The following is a 13,774-nucleotide window of genomic DNA, read 5'->3' as shown; positions in this document are numbered from 1 at the left end:
AACGACATGCGCATCGCGGTATTTGCAGGAGACGGGATCGGTCCCGAGGTCACCGAGCAGGCGGTGCGTGTTCTCGAAAAGCTTGAACTTCCGGGGCTTGAGCTGGTCGAAGGCGATGTCGGCGGCGCGGCCTACTACAAGCACGGCCACCCGCTTCCCGCCGAAACGCTGGACATCGCGCGCTCGGCGCAGGCGATCCTGTTCGGCGCCGTGGGCGATTTCTCCTGCGACCACCTGGAGCGCCACCTGCGCCCGGAACAGGCCATTCTCGGCCTGCGCAAGGAACTCGGCCTCTTTGCGAACCTGCGCCCGGCGCAGGTCTTCGCCGGTCTTGAGGACCTGACCACGCTGCGTCCAGAAGTCGCCAGCAAGATCGACCTGCTGATCGTGCGCGAACTCAACGGCGACGTTTACTTCGGCGAGAAGGGCATGCGCACTCTCGAAGACGGCCGCCGTCAGGGCTGGGACATGATGTCCTACGCCGAGGACGAAGTGCGCCGTATCGCCCATGTCGGCTTCAAGGCGGCGATGGGGCGTTCCAAGAAGCTCTGTTCGGTCGACAAGGCCAATGTGCTCGAAACCTCGCAGCTCTGGCGCGACGTGGTGATCGAGGTCGCCAAGGAATATCCCGAGGTCGAACTCACCCACATGTACGTCGACAATGCGGCGATGCAGCTGGTGAAGAACCCCGGCCAGTTCGACGTGATCGTCACCGGCAATCTCTTCGGCGACATTCTTTCGGACCAGGCCTCGATGTGCGTCGGTTCGATCGGCCTGCTCGCTTCGGCCAGCCTTGCCGAGGGCACTTATGGCCTTTATGAGCCGATCCACGGTTCGGCGCCGGACATCGCGGGCAAGGGCCTCGCGAATCCGATGGCGACGATCCTCTCGGCGGCCATGCTGCTGCGCCACTCGCTCGGTCTCGAAGCCGAGGCGGCGCGGATCGAGGCGGCTGTCGCGAAGACGCTGGCCGACGGGATCAAGGGCGGCGATCTCGGCGGCACCGCGGGTACGCGGGAAATCGGTGACGCGGTGCTCGAACGCCTGTAAGGCGTTCGCGGGCCTTCACCGGTGACAAGATTTATTCAGATTTACCACCTACCACGGGGCGCATGAACATTACCGGTTCGGATATTGCAGGGACGATCGACGCTGGCGCCAGACCGCTGGAGCTGGCGATTGTCCTGCCCACCTATAACGAGCGCAAGAACATCGCGACGATGATCGAGCGGCTCGACGCTGCGCTGCAAGGCGTGTCGTGGGAAGCCGTCTTCGTCGACGACAACAGCCCGGACGGCACCTCGGACGAGGCGCGCCGTCTGTCGCTCGTCGATCCGCGCGTGCGCTGCATCCAGCGGATCGGGCGGCGCGGCCTTGCCAGCGCCGCGATCGAGGGCATGTGCTCCACCGCCGCGCCGGTCGTGGCGGTGATGGATGCCGACCACCAGCATGATCCGGCGCTGCTGCCGGGTATGCTCAAGGCCGTGACCTCGGGCGAATACGATCTCGCCTATGCCTCGCGCTTCGCCGAAGGTGCCAGCACCGAGGCATGGGGCCGTCCCGATCGCGTGAAGGCCTCGGGCTTTGCCAACCGCATCGCCAACAAGGTGACCGGAGTCGAACTGACCGACCCGATGAGCGGGTTCTTCATGCTCCGCGCCGAAACCCTGCGCGCCGATGCGCACCGCCTTTCGGGCGTGGGCTTCAAGATTCTTCTCGATATCCTCGCAACCGTCGACCGTCCGCTTCGAGTCAAGGAGTTCCCGCTCCATTTCGCGGCACGTGCGGAAGGTGAAAGCAAACTGGACCAGACCGTCGTGTTCGAATTCCTCGTGGGCCTTTACGACAAGTGGCTGGGTCGGATCATCCCGACCCGTTTCGCGCTGTTCGGCACCGTTGGTGCGCTGGGCGTGGTGGTGCAGCTGAGCGTGCTCTGGGTGATGCTTCACCTCGTGTTCGCCGAGCGCTTCGTCTACGGCAACTGGTCGGAGAGCGCGACCTTCAACATCTCGAACACCATTGCGGCGGTCGTCGCGATGACGTTCAACTTCGTGCTCAACAATGAGCTGACGTATTCGGACAAGCGCCTGCGCGGCTTCGGCCCGCTGATGCGCGGCTGGGCGCAGTTCGCACTGACCTGCTCGCTGGGCCTGCTCACCAACATCGGTTCGGCGGCCGTGCTCAAGACCATCGGCATACATGACGTGCTGGCAGTGATCACCGGCGTGCTGCTTGCCTCGGTGTTCAATTTCGCGCTCTCGTCGAAGTTCGTCTGGGGCAAGTACTGAGCATCATCAAGATGCGGCACCGCGTGCCGCGCGGGCAGATCCTGTTGCTCGTGGTGACGGGCATGGCGGCGTTGTTCAGCTTGCTGGACACGCCGTTTCCGCGTCTGGCGCCGATGCAGAACCTGCCGACGCTGGCGATCCTCGCCGCTATCGGCTGCTCGCTGCGGCGCTGGCCGATGCCGACGAGTGCGGTGATCTGCGTTTGCCTGTTCCTGGTGCTCCACACGATCGGCGGGCGCTACATCTATTCCTTCGTTCCGTATGAGGACTGGGCGCGTGCGCTAGGCTTGCCTTCGCCTGCCGCGACCTTCGGGCTTGAACGCAATTCCTGGGACCGGCTGGTCCATTTCGCTTTCGGCGCGCTCTGGGTCCATCCGATCTCGTGTTGGCTGGCCCGGCACAAGGCGCTGTCGCTGACGCTCGCGACCTACATTGCGGTCGAATTCGTGCTCGCCGGGAGCGCGCTCTACGAAATCTTTGAGTGGCTGCTCACCGTGTTCATGGCGGGGCCGGACGCGCTGGCCTACAACGGGCAGCAGGGTGATCCCTGGGACCCGCAGAAGGACATGGCGATGGCGGGGCTGGGGGCGGCGCTCGCGGCTGTTTTCCTGCGGGTGAAAGCGGGCCTCTCCAGAAAATACCTTCGACGGTGCCGGTAAGGCGTTCGCCGGATTCCCTTTGTAGAGTATGATGCGATCCTGTCTTCGCGGAGAACCGGCGGGGGGATAGGGCGAACCATGATACTGCGCGTTTCCATGAAGGTCCGCGATCCACGTCATGTCGCGGCCGTGCTTGCCGAAATCGTCGATCGCCCGGTGGTCGATGCCGGGGCGGGCTGGCTCATCACTTCAGGGCAGGGATCCGATCTCGAAGTGCTGGAGCGGCCGGAAGGGGCGCCGTCCTCGGGCGAATGCGGTATCGCTCTGGCCACGCCGCTGACCATTGCCGAAGTCTTCGCCATCGCCGGCCGCGAGGGATGGCCGGCCCGCCATCGCCGGCCGCAGGGAACTGCAGGTGTGATCGAGCTGCTGCTGGAAGGCGATTGCCGGATCGACGTGCTGACGGCCGAAATGCAGGGCGCCTGAACGCTCAGCCTTGGCCCTCAGCGCCAGTTCGGAAACCACATCCAGAAATTGTAGAATTCCTTGGTAGGCAGCGGCGCGCCCGAGATGATCGGGTAGAACAGCACGAACAGGCCGACCGAGCCGACGAACGTGCAGGTGGCGAGGTGACGCCAGCGGTCCTTGCGCTGCCACAGCGCGTCCAGCGCGAAGGCGAGCACCGCCATCAGGAAGGCGCCGGGCAGGAGATAGTGGTAGTAGAACTGGATCGGCTTGCCGTTGACGATCCAGATTCCGAGCGTGCTCGCGTAGAGCAGGATCACGGTCAGCACGTCGCGCCTAGCGCGGAGCAGCGAGGCCCAGAGGCCCCAGACCAGCGCGAAGAGACCGGCGATCATCGAGACCGGATTGCCCAGCATGACGATACCGTGCTGATGGCCGTCGATGTTCTCGAACTGATACCAGATCGGCCGCCAGTCGACCATCCACTGATACCAGTAGCTGCGATAGGGGTGGGGCTTCTTCACGCTGTCCTGAAGCGCGATCATGTGCCGGTGCTGCTCGATGAAGCCCCAGGGCGAGGTCGGCCTGATGCTGTAGAACATGGCTGGGGCGTAAGTCGCCCAATAGACCAGCAGCGGCAGCAGTCCGAGCCAGAACGCCGCCTCCACCAGCGAGATGCCGGGGATCGGACCGGCTCCCTTGCGGCCGACGAGCTTCCAGCCGCTCTCGCGGATGCGCAGCGCCAGGAACCACAGGCCGGGGATCATGAGTGCAGGCGCACTGCTCCACTTGGCCCCGAGCGAAAGGCCGAGCGCGATGCCCGCCGCCGCCAGATGGCCGCGGGCCATGCCGCGCGTCCGCGCGCGCAGGGCTGCGGCGAATTGCCAGAGCCCGACCATGCAGAGCGCGGCCTCGACCATGTCGAGCATCGAGATGCGGCTCTGGACGAACCACATGAAGTTCGTCGCCAGCAGCACCGCTGCGACGATCGTCGCGCGGCGGCGGCCGGACAAAAGCCAGACGAAGCGGGCGAAGGCGAACAGGCCGAAGGCGCCGAACAGCAATGGGCCGATGCGCCAGGCCAGCGGGCGGTCGCCGATCAGGGCGATGAAGCCCGCGATCACTTCCTTGGCGAACATCGGGTGCTCGCGGTTGGCCGGGATGAGGTCCAGCAGCTTCAGCGCCGCCGGAACGTAGTGGACCTCGTCGAAGTAGTAGCGCCCCGGCTCCGCGAGTCGGAACAGGGCGAGGGCCAGGAAAAGGCCCGCCACGATCAGGCTCCAGCCGATCGGATCTCGGTCATTGCGCGAAGCGTTCGGCATCGGAGCGGCGGAATAAGGGCGAAGCGGGGGGACTGCAAGACTGCCGGAAACTTGCTCCACCGAAGCGGCACGCGAGGGAAGGTTGCAGAGGCGCTTGCACTGGCGCTGTCGCGATCCTAGAGGCTTGGGCCATGAAACGCACCACCGGACAGGACCGCTCGAAGACCCGCAACTGGCGCACTGCCACCCGCGCGATCCGCGGGGGAACCTGGCGCTCGGAAATGGGGGAGACCAGCGAGGCGCTGTTCCTCACCTCCGGCTACAGCTACGACGATGCCGCGACCGTCGCCGCCCGTTTCCAGGGCGAGGACGACGGCATGACCTATTCGCGTCTCCAGAACCCGACCGTGCAGATGCTCGAAGAGCGCATCGCCCTGCTCGAAGGCGCGGAAGCCTGCCGCACCCAGGCCTCGGGCATGGCGGCGATGACCACGGCGCTGCTCTGCCAGCTTTCGGCGGGCGACCACATGGTCTCGGCCCGCGCCGCCTTCGGGTCGTGCCGCTGGCTGGGCGACAGCCTGCTGCCGCGCTTCGGCATTGAAGTGACGGTGGTCGACGCCACCGACACCGCCGCCTGGGAAGCGGCGATCCGTCCGAATACGAAGGTGTTCTTCTTCGAATCCCCGGCCAATCCGACCATGGACATCGCCGACATCGAAGGCATCTGCGCCATCGCCAAGGCGCATGGCATCACCACCGTGGTCGATAACGCCTTCTGCTCGCCGGTGCTGCAACGCCCGATGGAGTTCGGCGTGGACGTCGTCGCCTATTCCGCGACCAAGCTGATGGACGGTCAGGGCCGCGTGCTCGCCGGTGCCGTCTGCGGCACTGAGGAATTCATCAACGAAAAGCTCCTGCCGTTCCAGCGCAACACCGGGCCGAACCTCTCGCCCTTCAACGCCTGGGTCGTGCTCAAGGGTCTGGAAACGCTCGATCTGCGCGCCAAGAAGCAGAGCGAGAACGCGCTCAAGGTCGGTGAGTTCGTTGCCGGGCGCGTGCCGAAGATCCTGCACCCCTGGCTCGACAGCCACCCGCAGCAGGCGCTCGCGCAGAAGCAGATGGACGCCTGCGGGCCGATCTTCAGCTTCGAACTCGAGGGCGGCCGCGCGCAGGCCCATGCGCTGCTCGATGCGCTCGAACTGATCGATATCTCCAACAACATCGGCGATTCGCGTTCGCTGATGTGCCATCCCGCCTCGACCACCCACCACGGCGTCGGCCCGGAAGGGCGGGAGGCCATGGGCGTTACCGAAGGCATGCTGCGCATCAATGTCGGCCTAGAAGATGCCGACGATCTGATCGAGGACCTCGATCAGGCGCTGAGCAAGGCAGGCCTCTGAGGAACCGCGCCGGGCGGCCCCGCACCGGCTTCGCCGTGTCGGCGCGGGTTCCTTTACAGGCGTTTATCGTTTTGCAGCCCTTGCCGTACGGCGAACCGCTCGAAATCGGGACGTTGCTTCCGCCCTGCGCAGTTGTCGTGCCGTCAATTCCTCGTTAGTCTCGTGAGCGTTATGAAGGAATTCTTCCAACATACCGCGATGACGGACGGCGTGACCGTAAGGGTCGCAGTCAACTTCCTGCCCGAGCAATCGCGCATCGAGGCGGGTAAGTGGTTCTGGGTCTATCACATTCGCATCGAGAACGATTCGGACGAGACCCTGCAACTCATGACCCGGCACTGGCGGATCACCGACGGCAACGGCGATGTCAGCATGGTCGACGGCGAGGGTGTCGTCGGCGAACAGCCCGTTATCGCCCCCGGCCACAGCCACGACTACGTCTCGGGATGCCCGCTGCCGACGCCGCAGGGCTCGATGGAGGGGCATTACACTTTCCTGCGCGACGACGGCAGCGAGGTGGAGGCGCTGATCCCGTTCTTCCCGCTTGCGGCGCCCGCGACGGCGCGTTGACGCGGGCGTAAGTCAGTTCGCCATTGCCCGTGTGCAAGCCAGCGCATAGGGAACTCCCATGAAGCGCACGCACCTGCCCCTCAATGCCCTGCGCGTGTTTGACGCAGCGGCACGCCACCTCTCCTTCACCCGCGCCGCCGACGAACTGGCGGTGACGCCTGCGGCCGTCGGCCAGCAGATCCGCGCGCTGGAGGACCTGCTGGGCGTGGTCCTGTTCCGCCGCACCAGCAAGGGGCTGGAGCTGACCGACGAAGCGGGCGCCGGCCTTGCCGCGCTGCGCACCGGGTTCCTGCACTTCGAGGATGCGGTGCAGGCGATGCAGGCGGGCCAGTCCAGCCATGTCTACACGATCGCGGCGCCGCGCGAGTTCTTCGCGGCCTGGCTCGCCCCGCGACTGGCGACGTTCCGCGCCGAGAATCCGCAAGTGCGCTATGTCATCGTCGACGGCGAACTGACCGACTTCACCGAGGCGAACCTCGATCTGGCCGTGCGCTGGACCGATGGTCCCGGTGAACTCGAAGGCGCGGCTCTGGGCGCGGCGGAATGGGTCGAAGTGGGCGAGGGCGACTGGATCGGCTGGCCGGGCGACCCGACGCCGGGCGCCGAAGCCGAAGACAACGAAGAGGAGGCCAAGCCCGCCATCGCGGTGAGCGATGCCGGGCAAGCGATTGCCGCCGCGCGCTCCGGGCTTGGGCGCGCCCGCGTGCCGGGTCTTCTCGCCAAGGGCCTGATCGCCCCCGGCGACGACAGCGTTATGCAGACGACCACGCCGAGCCGCCGGGGCTACTGGCTGGTGGCGCCGCTCCCTCAGTGGCGGCAGAAGAAGGTCAAGGCACTGGTCGCGGCTCTGACGGACCTGCCGACCGACGGATAGCGAGGCGCCGACATGTGCCGGACCTGCCGCGATTTGTGGACAATCGCAGCAGGCATCGCATCGTCAGAAACCGAGTTCCTCGATCTGCCCGTCGAAGTTGCCGCCCAATTTGTGGATGGCCGTGGCAAGCTTGTCCTGCGGCACGCCCTTGAGATAGCCGTCGATGATCCGCTGGTAGTTGCTGATCAGGCCTTCCACGTCCTTGGCCAGGCGCATGAATTCGAAGCCGCTGGCGTGCAGGCCCTTCTGCTGAAGCGGGATGTTCCCATAGTCCTGCCGCGGGATCGGCGGGAAATCCGGGCTGTTATAGGGAAGCACGGTGGCTTCCATGACCGGCTCTGGGTTTTCCCCTTCCGCGCAGTAGGTCAGCGACCAGATCTCGAAGAAACAGCTTTCAGGCCCGGTCGGGCGGATGCGGTAGGCCGACATCGAAGTGAAGTAGGGCAGCAGGAAATAGTGCGGGAAGAGGAATTCCACGGCGTTGACCGGGTGTGTCTGCGACAGCGTGCAGAGATCGGGAACCGGTTCTCCACGCGCCTTCAGCTGCTCGGTGATCTGGTGCATGACGATGCCCAGCCAATGGAACATTGCCATGTTCTGGTCTTCCGGCAGGCCTTCCTCGATGCCGATGAGCCCGCGCGCGATCTCCACTTCCTTCTCATGGACCATGCCCGCCATGCCCTCGCTGAGCAGGGCCATCGACCTGACCTGTAGCTCCTGGTTCTCGCGATAGGACAAGTGCGGTTCGGCCATGATCGGCACCGGGCCGCGCGGGGTCTTGTACATCGAATCGTACATCATCGGCGCGGCGTGCTGGAGCTGCGGATGCGTCTGCATCACATGGTAGCCCTCCATGAAGGCCTCCATCGCGATCTTCCAGTTGGCAGGCAGTTCGGCACCGAAGCACCATTCCGCGCGCATCCTGTCCAGCCCGCGCGCTTCCAGGTTGACTGCTATCGGGCCGAGCGATTCGCGCACCGACGGCGCATCGTCGTCATGGTTGATCCAGACGCAGCCGATGAACGTCTCGGCACGGCAGGGGATCAGGTTGATATCGTCTTCCTGGAGCTGCCGCTCGGAGAACATGTGCTTGCCGTAGACCTGGGTGGATTCGCCGTCCATGTTCCAGCGCCAGCCGTGGAACGGGCAGACGAAGCCGGACTTCTTGCAGTTGCCGTGGGCATGGCCGGTGCCGCCCGCAAAAGGCACGCCGCGATGGCGGCAGGCGTTATGGAAGGCCTTCACGCCGCCGGCTGCGCGCACCACGATGACAGACTTGCCGAGGTTCTCGTATTCGATCCAATCGCCGACCTCGGGGATCTGCTCCTCGCGGCAGGCCATCTGCCAGACGTGCGGCCAGAGATGGTCGAGTTCGGCCTGGTAGAAATCGGCATCGTAGTAGCGCTTGGCCGGGATCCGCTCGGGATCATCGATCGGATAGGGGACGGACCGCAGCCCGCCGTCGACAGATTTCAGCACTCCGACACCTCTCGGCTTGTTCTTCGTTCGTATTGAACGAATGTACAACCGGGGGCGGGTCAGGCAATGCGGGGACCTATCGTGGCCGCGCTATTTGGAGCTTATCGCCGCGTCGGATCGAGAGCCGATGCCGATCGGCGCGGAGGCGCGTTCTCCATGGCCATCAGCGCCGCGATCCGCTTTTCGGTCGCCGGATGGGTGGAGAACAGGTCCGAAACAGCGGTAGGCACGATATAGAGCTGCGCGGCGGCCGGATTGCGCTGCGAAGCGACACTCGGCACCGCCTGTGCCGGGCCTGCGATCCTGGCGAGGGCCGAGGCGAGCGCGCGCGGATTGCCGCTGATCTCGGCACCGGCCTTGTCCGCGTCGAACTCGCGGGTGCGGCTGATCGCCATCTGCACGATCATCGCGGCGAAAGGGGCCATGAACACGGCGGCCATCGCAGCGATCGGGTTAGGGCGGTCTTCACCGTGTCCTGCGCCGAAGAACAGACCGAAATTGGCGATCATCGAGATGGCCCCGGCGATCGTCGCCACCATCGTCATGATGAGGGTATCGCGGTTTTTCACATGGCCCAGTTCGTGCGCCATGACGGCCGCCACTTCCTCGCGGTCCAGTATGTCGAGCAGGCCGGTGGTGGCAGCGACGGCGGCGTGCTCCGGATTGCGGCCAGTGGCGAAGGCGTTGGGATTCGGGCTTTCGACCAGATAGACGCGCGGCATCGGCAGCTGCGCGCGGCGGGCGAGCTCGGTGACGAGATTGTAGAATTCCGGCGCGGTGCGTTCGTCCACTTCGCGGGCATTGTGCATCCTCAGGACGATGCTGTCGGCGTTCCAAAAGGTGAACAGGTTCATCCCCGCCGCCACGATGAGCGCGATCATCGCGCCGCCGCTACCGCCGAAGATATAGCCCAGCCCCATGAACAGCGCTGTCAGCGCCGCCAGCAGCATGGCCGTCTTGAAACCGTTCACTTCTGCAAACTCCTTGAAATCGTTGTCTGTCGAATCTGGGTATCACCTGCGGACTTTCAATATCCGGAACGGGCATTCCATCGCCGACGCGAATTGCGCTGCTGAGGTGTCCCCAAGCGCGCCGATCCCGCCTAGGACGGCCGCGAAGAGGCTTTTGGGGAGTTTACAGCCATGGCGTTCAGGACCCGCGTCACCGAGATGCTCGGCATCGAGCATCCGATCGTGCAAGGCGGCATGCAGGGGGTGGGCTTGGCCGAACTGGCCAGCGCGGTGTCCAATGCAGGGGGCCTCGGCACGTTGACCGCGCTTACGCAGCCCAGCCCGCAGGCGCTGCGCGAGGAGATCGAGCGCTGCCAGTCGATGACCGACAAGCCCTTCGCCGTGAACATCACCGTTTTCCCGACGCTGCTGCCGCCAGACTATAAGGGCTACGCGCAGGCCGCGATCGACGGCGGCGTGAAGATCGTCGAGACGGCGGGTACCCAGCAGGTGCGCGAGATCTGGGAACTGGTGAAGCCGCACGGGATCACGGTGATCCACAAATGCACTGCCGTGCGCCACGCGCTCTCGGCCGAGAAGCACGGTTGCGACATCATCTCGATCGACGGTTTCGAATGCGCCGGGCATCCCGGTGAAGACGATATTCCCGGCCTGATCCTGATCCCTTCGGCGGCGGACAGGATCTCGATCCCGATGCTGGCGAGCGGCGGCTTCGGCGACGGGCGCGGTCTCGTCGCGGCGCTGGCGCTGGGGGCGGAGGGCATCAACATGGGCACCCGTTTCTGTGCCACGCGGGAGGCGCCGATCCATGACAACGTGAAGGCCAGGTACATCGAGAACGACGAGCGCGGGACCAACCTGATCTTCCGCAAGTTCAAGAACACCGCGCGCGTCGGCAAGAACGGCGTGTCCGACGAAGTGGTCGAGATATCCGCCCGCCCCGAATCGACGTTCGACGACATCCGGCATCTCGTCGCCGGGGCGGTGGGCCGCGAACTGCTCCAGAGCGGCGACCTGACCAAAGGCATCTTCTGGGCAGGCATGGTACAGGGCCTGATCCATGACCTGCCCACCTGCCGCGAACTGATCGATAGGATCGTTGCCGAAGCCGAGGAAATCGTGAATGCCCGTCTCGGAACGATGCTGGCCTGAGCCAGTACGCAGATCGACGGAGCGATGCCTGAAATGACTTACGAAAAGATCCTCTACAGCCTGGAGAGCGGCGTCGCGCGGATATCGATGAACGATCCGGCCACGCGCAACGCCGGTTCGGCGCAGATGGGCGAGGAACTGTTCGACGCCCTGAACCGCGCCGCCTTCGAAGCGCGTGCGGTGGTGCTGACGGGGGAAGGCAAGGCGTTCTGTTCGGGCGCCAACCTTGGCGATGCGGGCGATATGCTCGCCGATCCGCGCCGGGACGTCGGCACGCTGCTGGACCGCCACTTCAACCCGGTCATTATCGCCATGCGCGACATGGAGCAGCCGGTCGTCACCGCCGTTCGCGGTGCGGCGGCGGGCGTGGGGGCGGGGCTGGCGATGGCGGGCGACCTGATCCTCTGCGGAGAAAGCGGGTTTTTCCTCCAGGCCTTCCGCCATGTCGGCCTCGTGCCCGACGGGGGTTCCTCGTGGCTGCTGACCCGCGCCGTGGGCCGGGTGCGCGCCATGGAGATGATGCTGCTGGGCGAGCGCCTGCCCGCCGCCGGGGCACTGGAATGGGGCCTCGTCAACCGCGTGGTGCCCGATGAAGAGCTCGATGCCGCTGCGCTTGCTCTGGCGGGCGAGCTGGCGCGAGGGCCGTGGTCGCTGCGCCGGATCAAGCAGGTGGCCTGGGCGGCGACCGACTGCACGCTGGAGCAGGCCCTCATCAACGAGCGCCTCGGCCAGCGCGATGCTTCCCGAACCGAGGATTTCGTCGAGGGCGTGACGGCCTTTGCCGAAAAGCGGGAGGCGGTCTTCACGGGGCGCTGATCGCGGAAAAGGCGGTCAGGTTGACACGGCTGACACGGTCCAGGGAGAAAAACCGTCACCTTGCGCAGGGTGCTTCCGACCGGGCGGCGCTTGCGAGATATGGTGGTAAAATGCCGGCATCGCCTGGAGCATAGCCCAGGCGATGCCCTGTAGGAAAACGCGCCCGCTATTCGTAGCTGGGATCGCTCAGCGCGGTCAGCCATTCCGGGCATTCGTTCTCCGTCTCGCCGCGGAACGAGGCGCTGTGGAACGACAGGAAGTCGAAAGCGGCATCGCGCGCGGTCATCGCGGCGGGAATCCTGTAGCTTACGGCCACGGCATCGCCGCAGGTTGCCGTCCAGCCTGCAATGTCCCGCTCCCGCTGCATCCAGAGTTGCACGAGCCAGAGGAAGTCATGTCGCTTGTCCTGCATGGTCGGCATTACGTCTATCCTTCAATGTGTTGGCTACCTTACTTGCATGAGCATATCATCCCCGCAACCCGCACGGACCGTGCGGCAGATTGCCGTCGAGGGTATCCTGTCGTTCCCGCCTGCGCTGGAACGAGGAAGGGTATGGTGCCGCGATAGTCGTTAGGTTGGAGCGTCAGACCGCGCCCAAACTCCGCAATTCCGCCAGCCGCGCTTCGTCGATACCGATCTCGGCCAGCACTTCGGCGGTATGTTCGCCCAGCATCGGCGGGGCCATGCGGATGGTCGCCGGGCTGGCCGACATTTTCGCAAGCGGGCTGGCGATCAGGTCCACCGAGCCGCTTTTGGCCCAGGCGTGGGGCGTGGTAGCCCGCAAGTTCCGGTGCCTGACCTGCTCGTCCTCCCACACGTCCGCCAGTTCGTTGTAGCGCGCGGCGGGGATGCCGACGCCGTCCAGCATGTCCTGCATCTGCGTAACGGAGAAGCTCTCGCTCCAGGCGTTGATGATGTCCATCAGCTGGGCGCGGTTGGTCTTGCCGCGCTTGAGGTTGCTGTCGAAGCGCGGGTCGGTGAAGAGTTCGGGCTGTTCCATCAGCACGGTCAGGCGGCGATAGTGCTCGTCGGTGCCGGCGGTGAGGTAGATGATGCCGTCGGCGCAGCGCATCAGGTCTGCCGGGCCGCCGCCATTGCCGCCGTTGCCAAGCCGGGGAGGGGCTTGCCCGCTGATCAGGTAGTCCTGCATGATGTGGCTGACCATCGCCACCGAACTGTCGAGCAGGGCGATGTCGATGAACTGCCCTTCGCCGGTCCGGTTGCGGTATTGCAGCGCGCCGAGGATGGCGAGGGCGGTGTTGTGGCCGGTCACGAAGTCGACGAGGCTGGGGCCGGTCTTCAGCGGGCCATTGCCGGGCTGGCCCTCGGGAATGCCGGTCACGGCCATCATGCCGCCGGTGGCCTGGAACAGCCCGTCATAGCCGGGACGCGCGGCCATCGGGCCGGTCTGGCCGAAGCCGGTGACCGAGCAGTAGATCAGGCGCGGGTTGACCTCCCGCAGGCTCTCATAATCGAGGCTGAAGCGTTTGAGATCGCCGACTTTGTAGTTCTCGATCAGCACGTCCGCCGTCTTCACCAGTTCCCTGAGGATCGCTTGGCCCTCCGGCTTCGAATGGTTGAGCGTGATGGAGCGCTTGTTGCGGTTGGAGACGGTGAAGAAGCTGGAATGGCGGGTCTCGATCCCGTCCTTGCCGGGCACCCACGAAAAGCCGTAGCCGCGTCCGTCGTCGCCCACGCCGGGGCGCTCGATCTTGATGACGTCCGCGCCGAGGTCGCCAAGGATCTGCGAGCCTACCGGGGCGGCGAAGACGCGGCTCATGTCGATGACGCGGATGCCGCCCAATGCGGCTTTATCGTTCTGGTTGGTGCTCATGATGGAGCCAAGGCTAGACCGGCGCTTTGGGGCGGCCAAGGTGAGCGGGGCTGCTTATCGCGG

General features: G+C 65.3%; 14 protein-coding genes. 9 read left to right on the top strand and 5 right to left on the bottom strand.

What is annotated here, in order from left to right; genetic code table 11:
- Nucleotides 1-6: 6 nt before the first annotated feature.
- The 4 genes from leuB (at nt 7) to AC4D6D_RS10960 (ending at nt 3,373) form a co-directional block, all read left to right on the top strand.
- Entirely contained in the window at nt 7-1,050 is a 1,044-nt protein-coding gene (gene leuB / locus AC4D6D_RS10975) for a 3-isopropylmalate dehydrogenase (protein ID WP_491327241.1), read from the top strand.
- Nucleotides 1,051-1,112: 62 nt separating this feature from the next.
- Nucleotides 1,113-2,288 (top strand): glycosyltransferase family 2 protein, encoded by a 1,176-nt coding sequence (locus AC4D6D_RS10970; protein WP_147215303.1) that lies wholly within the window; start codon nt 1,113-1,115, stop codon nt 2,286-2,288.
- 11 nt (nt 2,289-2,299) lie between these two features.
- A complete protein-coding gene (locus AC4D6D_RS10965) occupies nt 2,300-2,947 on the top strand; it encodes a DUF2238 domain-containing protein (protein ID WP_491325289.1) in 648 nt (215 codons plus the stop codon).
- A 78-nt stretch (nt 2,948-3,025) separates the two neighbouring features.
- Complete coding sequence (locus AC4D6D_RS10960; protein ID WP_491325288.1) at nt 3,026-3,373, top strand: hypothetical protein; 348 nt, start codon at nt 3,026-3,028, stop codon at nt 3,371-3,373.
- A 17-nt stretch (nt 3,374-3,390) separates the two neighbouring features.
- On the opposite strand, the gene AC4D6D_RS10955 is transcribed toward AC4D6D_RS10960, so the two are convergent.
- Nucleotides 3,391-4,674, bottom strand: a complete 1,284-nt coding sequence (locus tag AC4D6D_RS10955; protein ID WP_491325287.1) for a phospholipid carrier-dependent glycosyltransferase — start codon at nt 4,672-4,674, stop codon at nt 3,391-3,393.
- 131 nt (nt 4,675-4,805) lie between these two features.
- On the opposite strand from AC4D6D_RS10955, the gene AC4D6D_RS10950 reads away from it, so the two are divergent.
- From AC4D6D_RS10950 to AC4D6D_RS10940, 3 genes are all read left to right on the top strand, one after another.
- Nucleotides 4,806-6,014 carry a trans-sulfuration enzyme family protein gene (locus tag AC4D6D_RS10950; RefSeq protein ID WP_491325286.1) on the top strand — a complete coding sequence of 403 codons (1,209 nt, stop codon included), beginning with the start codon at nt 4,806-4,808 and terminating at the stop codon, nt 6,012-6,014.
- Between the two features lie 171 nt (nt 6,015-6,185).
- A complete protein-coding gene (gene apaG / locus AC4D6D_RS10945) occupies nt 6,186-6,584 on the top strand; it encodes a Co2+/Mg2+ efflux protein ApaG (protein ID WP_147215886.1) in 399 nt (132 codons plus the stop codon).
- A gap of 58 nt (nt 6,585-6,642) precedes the next feature.
- A complete protein-coding gene (locus AC4D6D_RS10940; RefSeq protein WP_147215295.1) occupies nt 6,643-7,458 on the top strand; it encodes a LysR family transcriptional regulator in 816 nt (271 codons plus the stop codon).
- Between the two features lie 63 nt (nt 7,459-7,521).
- Here AC4D6D_RS10940 and AC4D6D_RS10935 read toward each other — a convergent pair whose 3' ends face one another.
- Both AC4D6D_RS10935 and htpX read right to left on the bottom strand, forming a co-directional pair.
- Complete coding sequence (locus AC4D6D_RS10935; protein ID WP_491325285.1) at nt 7,522-8,937, bottom strand: aromatic ring-hydroxylating oxygenase subunit alpha; 1,416 nt, start codon at nt 8,935-8,937, stop codon at nt 7,522-7,524.
- Nucleotides 8,938-9,038: 101 nt separating this feature from the next.
- Nucleotides 9,039-9,908 carry a zinc metalloprotease HtpX gene (gene htpX, locus AC4D6D_RS10930; protein ID WP_491325284.1) on the bottom strand — a complete coding sequence of 290 codons (870 nt, stop codon included), beginning with the start codon at nt 9,906-9,908 and terminating at the stop codon, nt 9,039-9,041.
- A gap of 171 nt (nt 9,909-10,079) precedes the next feature.
- Between htpX and AC4D6D_RS10925 the strand changes: the two genes are divergently transcribed.
- Nucleotides 10,080-11,060, top strand: a complete 981-nt coding sequence (locus AC4D6D_RS10925; protein WP_491325283.1) for an NAD(P)H-dependent flavin oxidoreductase — start codon at nt 10,080-10,082, stop codon at nt 11,058-11,060.
- 33 nt (nt 11,061-11,093) lie between these two features.
- Entirely contained in the window at nt 11,094-11,876 is a 783-nt protein-coding gene (locus AC4D6D_RS10920; protein WP_491325282.1) for an enoyl-CoA hydratase-related protein, read from the top strand.
- A 166-nt stretch (nt 11,877-12,042) separates the two neighbouring features.
- On the opposite strand, the gene AC4D6D_RS10915 is transcribed toward AC4D6D_RS10920, so the two are convergent.
- Nucleotides 12,043-12,297, bottom strand: a complete 255-nt coding sequence (locus AC4D6D_RS10915) for a hypothetical protein (RefSeq protein WP_491325281.1) — start codon at nt 12,295-12,297, stop codon at nt 12,043-12,045.
- Between the two features lie 163 nt (nt 12,298-12,460).
- On the bottom strand, nt 12,461-13,711 hold the full coding sequence (locus AC4D6D_RS10910) for a CaiB/BaiF CoA transferase family protein (protein ID WP_491325280.1): 1,251 nt from the start codon (nt 13,709-13,711) through the stop codon (nt 12,461-12,463).
- Nucleotides 13,712-13,774: the final 63 nt, after the last annotated feature.

It is taken from the genome of Novosphingobium sp. BF6 (assembly GCF_058273105.1).
This window is presented reverse-complemented; position numbering and strand designations above follow the sequence as displayed.

What these genes read in the sequence shown, in the direction of transcription:
- leuB (WP_491327241.1), top strand. Translation starts at nt 7, where the DNA reads ATGCGCATCGCGGTATTTGCAGGAGACGGGATCGGTCCCGAGGTCACC.
- AC4D6D_RS10970 (WP_147215303.1), top strand. Translation starts at nt 1,113, where the DNA reads ATGAACATTACCGGTTCGGATATTGCAGGGACGATCGACGCTGGCGCC.
- AC4D6D_RS10965 (WP_491325289.1), top strand. Translation starts at nt 2,300, where the DNA reads ATGCGGCACCGCGTGCCGCGCGGGCAGATCCTGTTGCTCGTGGTGACG.
- AC4D6D_RS10960 (WP_491325288.1), top strand. Translation starts at nt 3,026, where the DNA reads ATGATACTGCGCGTTTCCATGAAGGTCCGCGATCCACGTCATGTCGCG.
- AC4D6D_RS10955 (WP_491325287.1), bottom strand. Translation starts at nt 4,674, where the DNA reads ATGCCGAACGCTTCGCGCAATGACCGAGATCCGATCGGCTGGAGCCTG.
- AC4D6D_RS10950 (WP_491325286.1), top strand. Translation starts at nt 4,806, where the DNA reads ATGAAACGCACCACCGGACAGGACCGCTCGAAGACCCGCAACTGGCGC.
- apaG (WP_147215886.1), top strand. Translation starts at nt 6,186, where the DNA reads ATGAAGGAATTCTTCCAACATACCGCGATGACGGACGGCGTGACCGTA.
- AC4D6D_RS10940 (WP_147215295.1), top strand. Translation starts at nt 6,643, where the DNA reads ATGAAGCGCACGCACCTGCCCCTCAATGCCCTGCGCGTGTTTGACGCA.
- AC4D6D_RS10925 (WP_491325283.1), top strand. Translation starts at nt 10,080, where the DNA reads ATGGCGTTCAGGACCCGCGTCACCGAGATGCTCGGCATCGAGCATCCG.
- AC4D6D_RS10920 (WP_491325282.1), top strand. Translation starts at nt 11,094, where the DNA reads ATGACTTACGAAAAGATCCTCTACAGCCTGGAGAGCGGCGTCGCGCGG.
- AC4D6D_RS10915 (WP_491325281.1), bottom strand. Translation starts at nt 12,297, where the DNA reads ATGCCGACCATGCAGGACAAGCGACATGACTTCCTCTGGCTCGTGCAA.
- AC4D6D_RS10910 (WP_491325280.1), bottom strand. Translation starts at nt 13,711, where the DNA reads ATGAGCACCAACCAGAACGATAAAGCCGCATTGGGCGGCATCCGCGTC.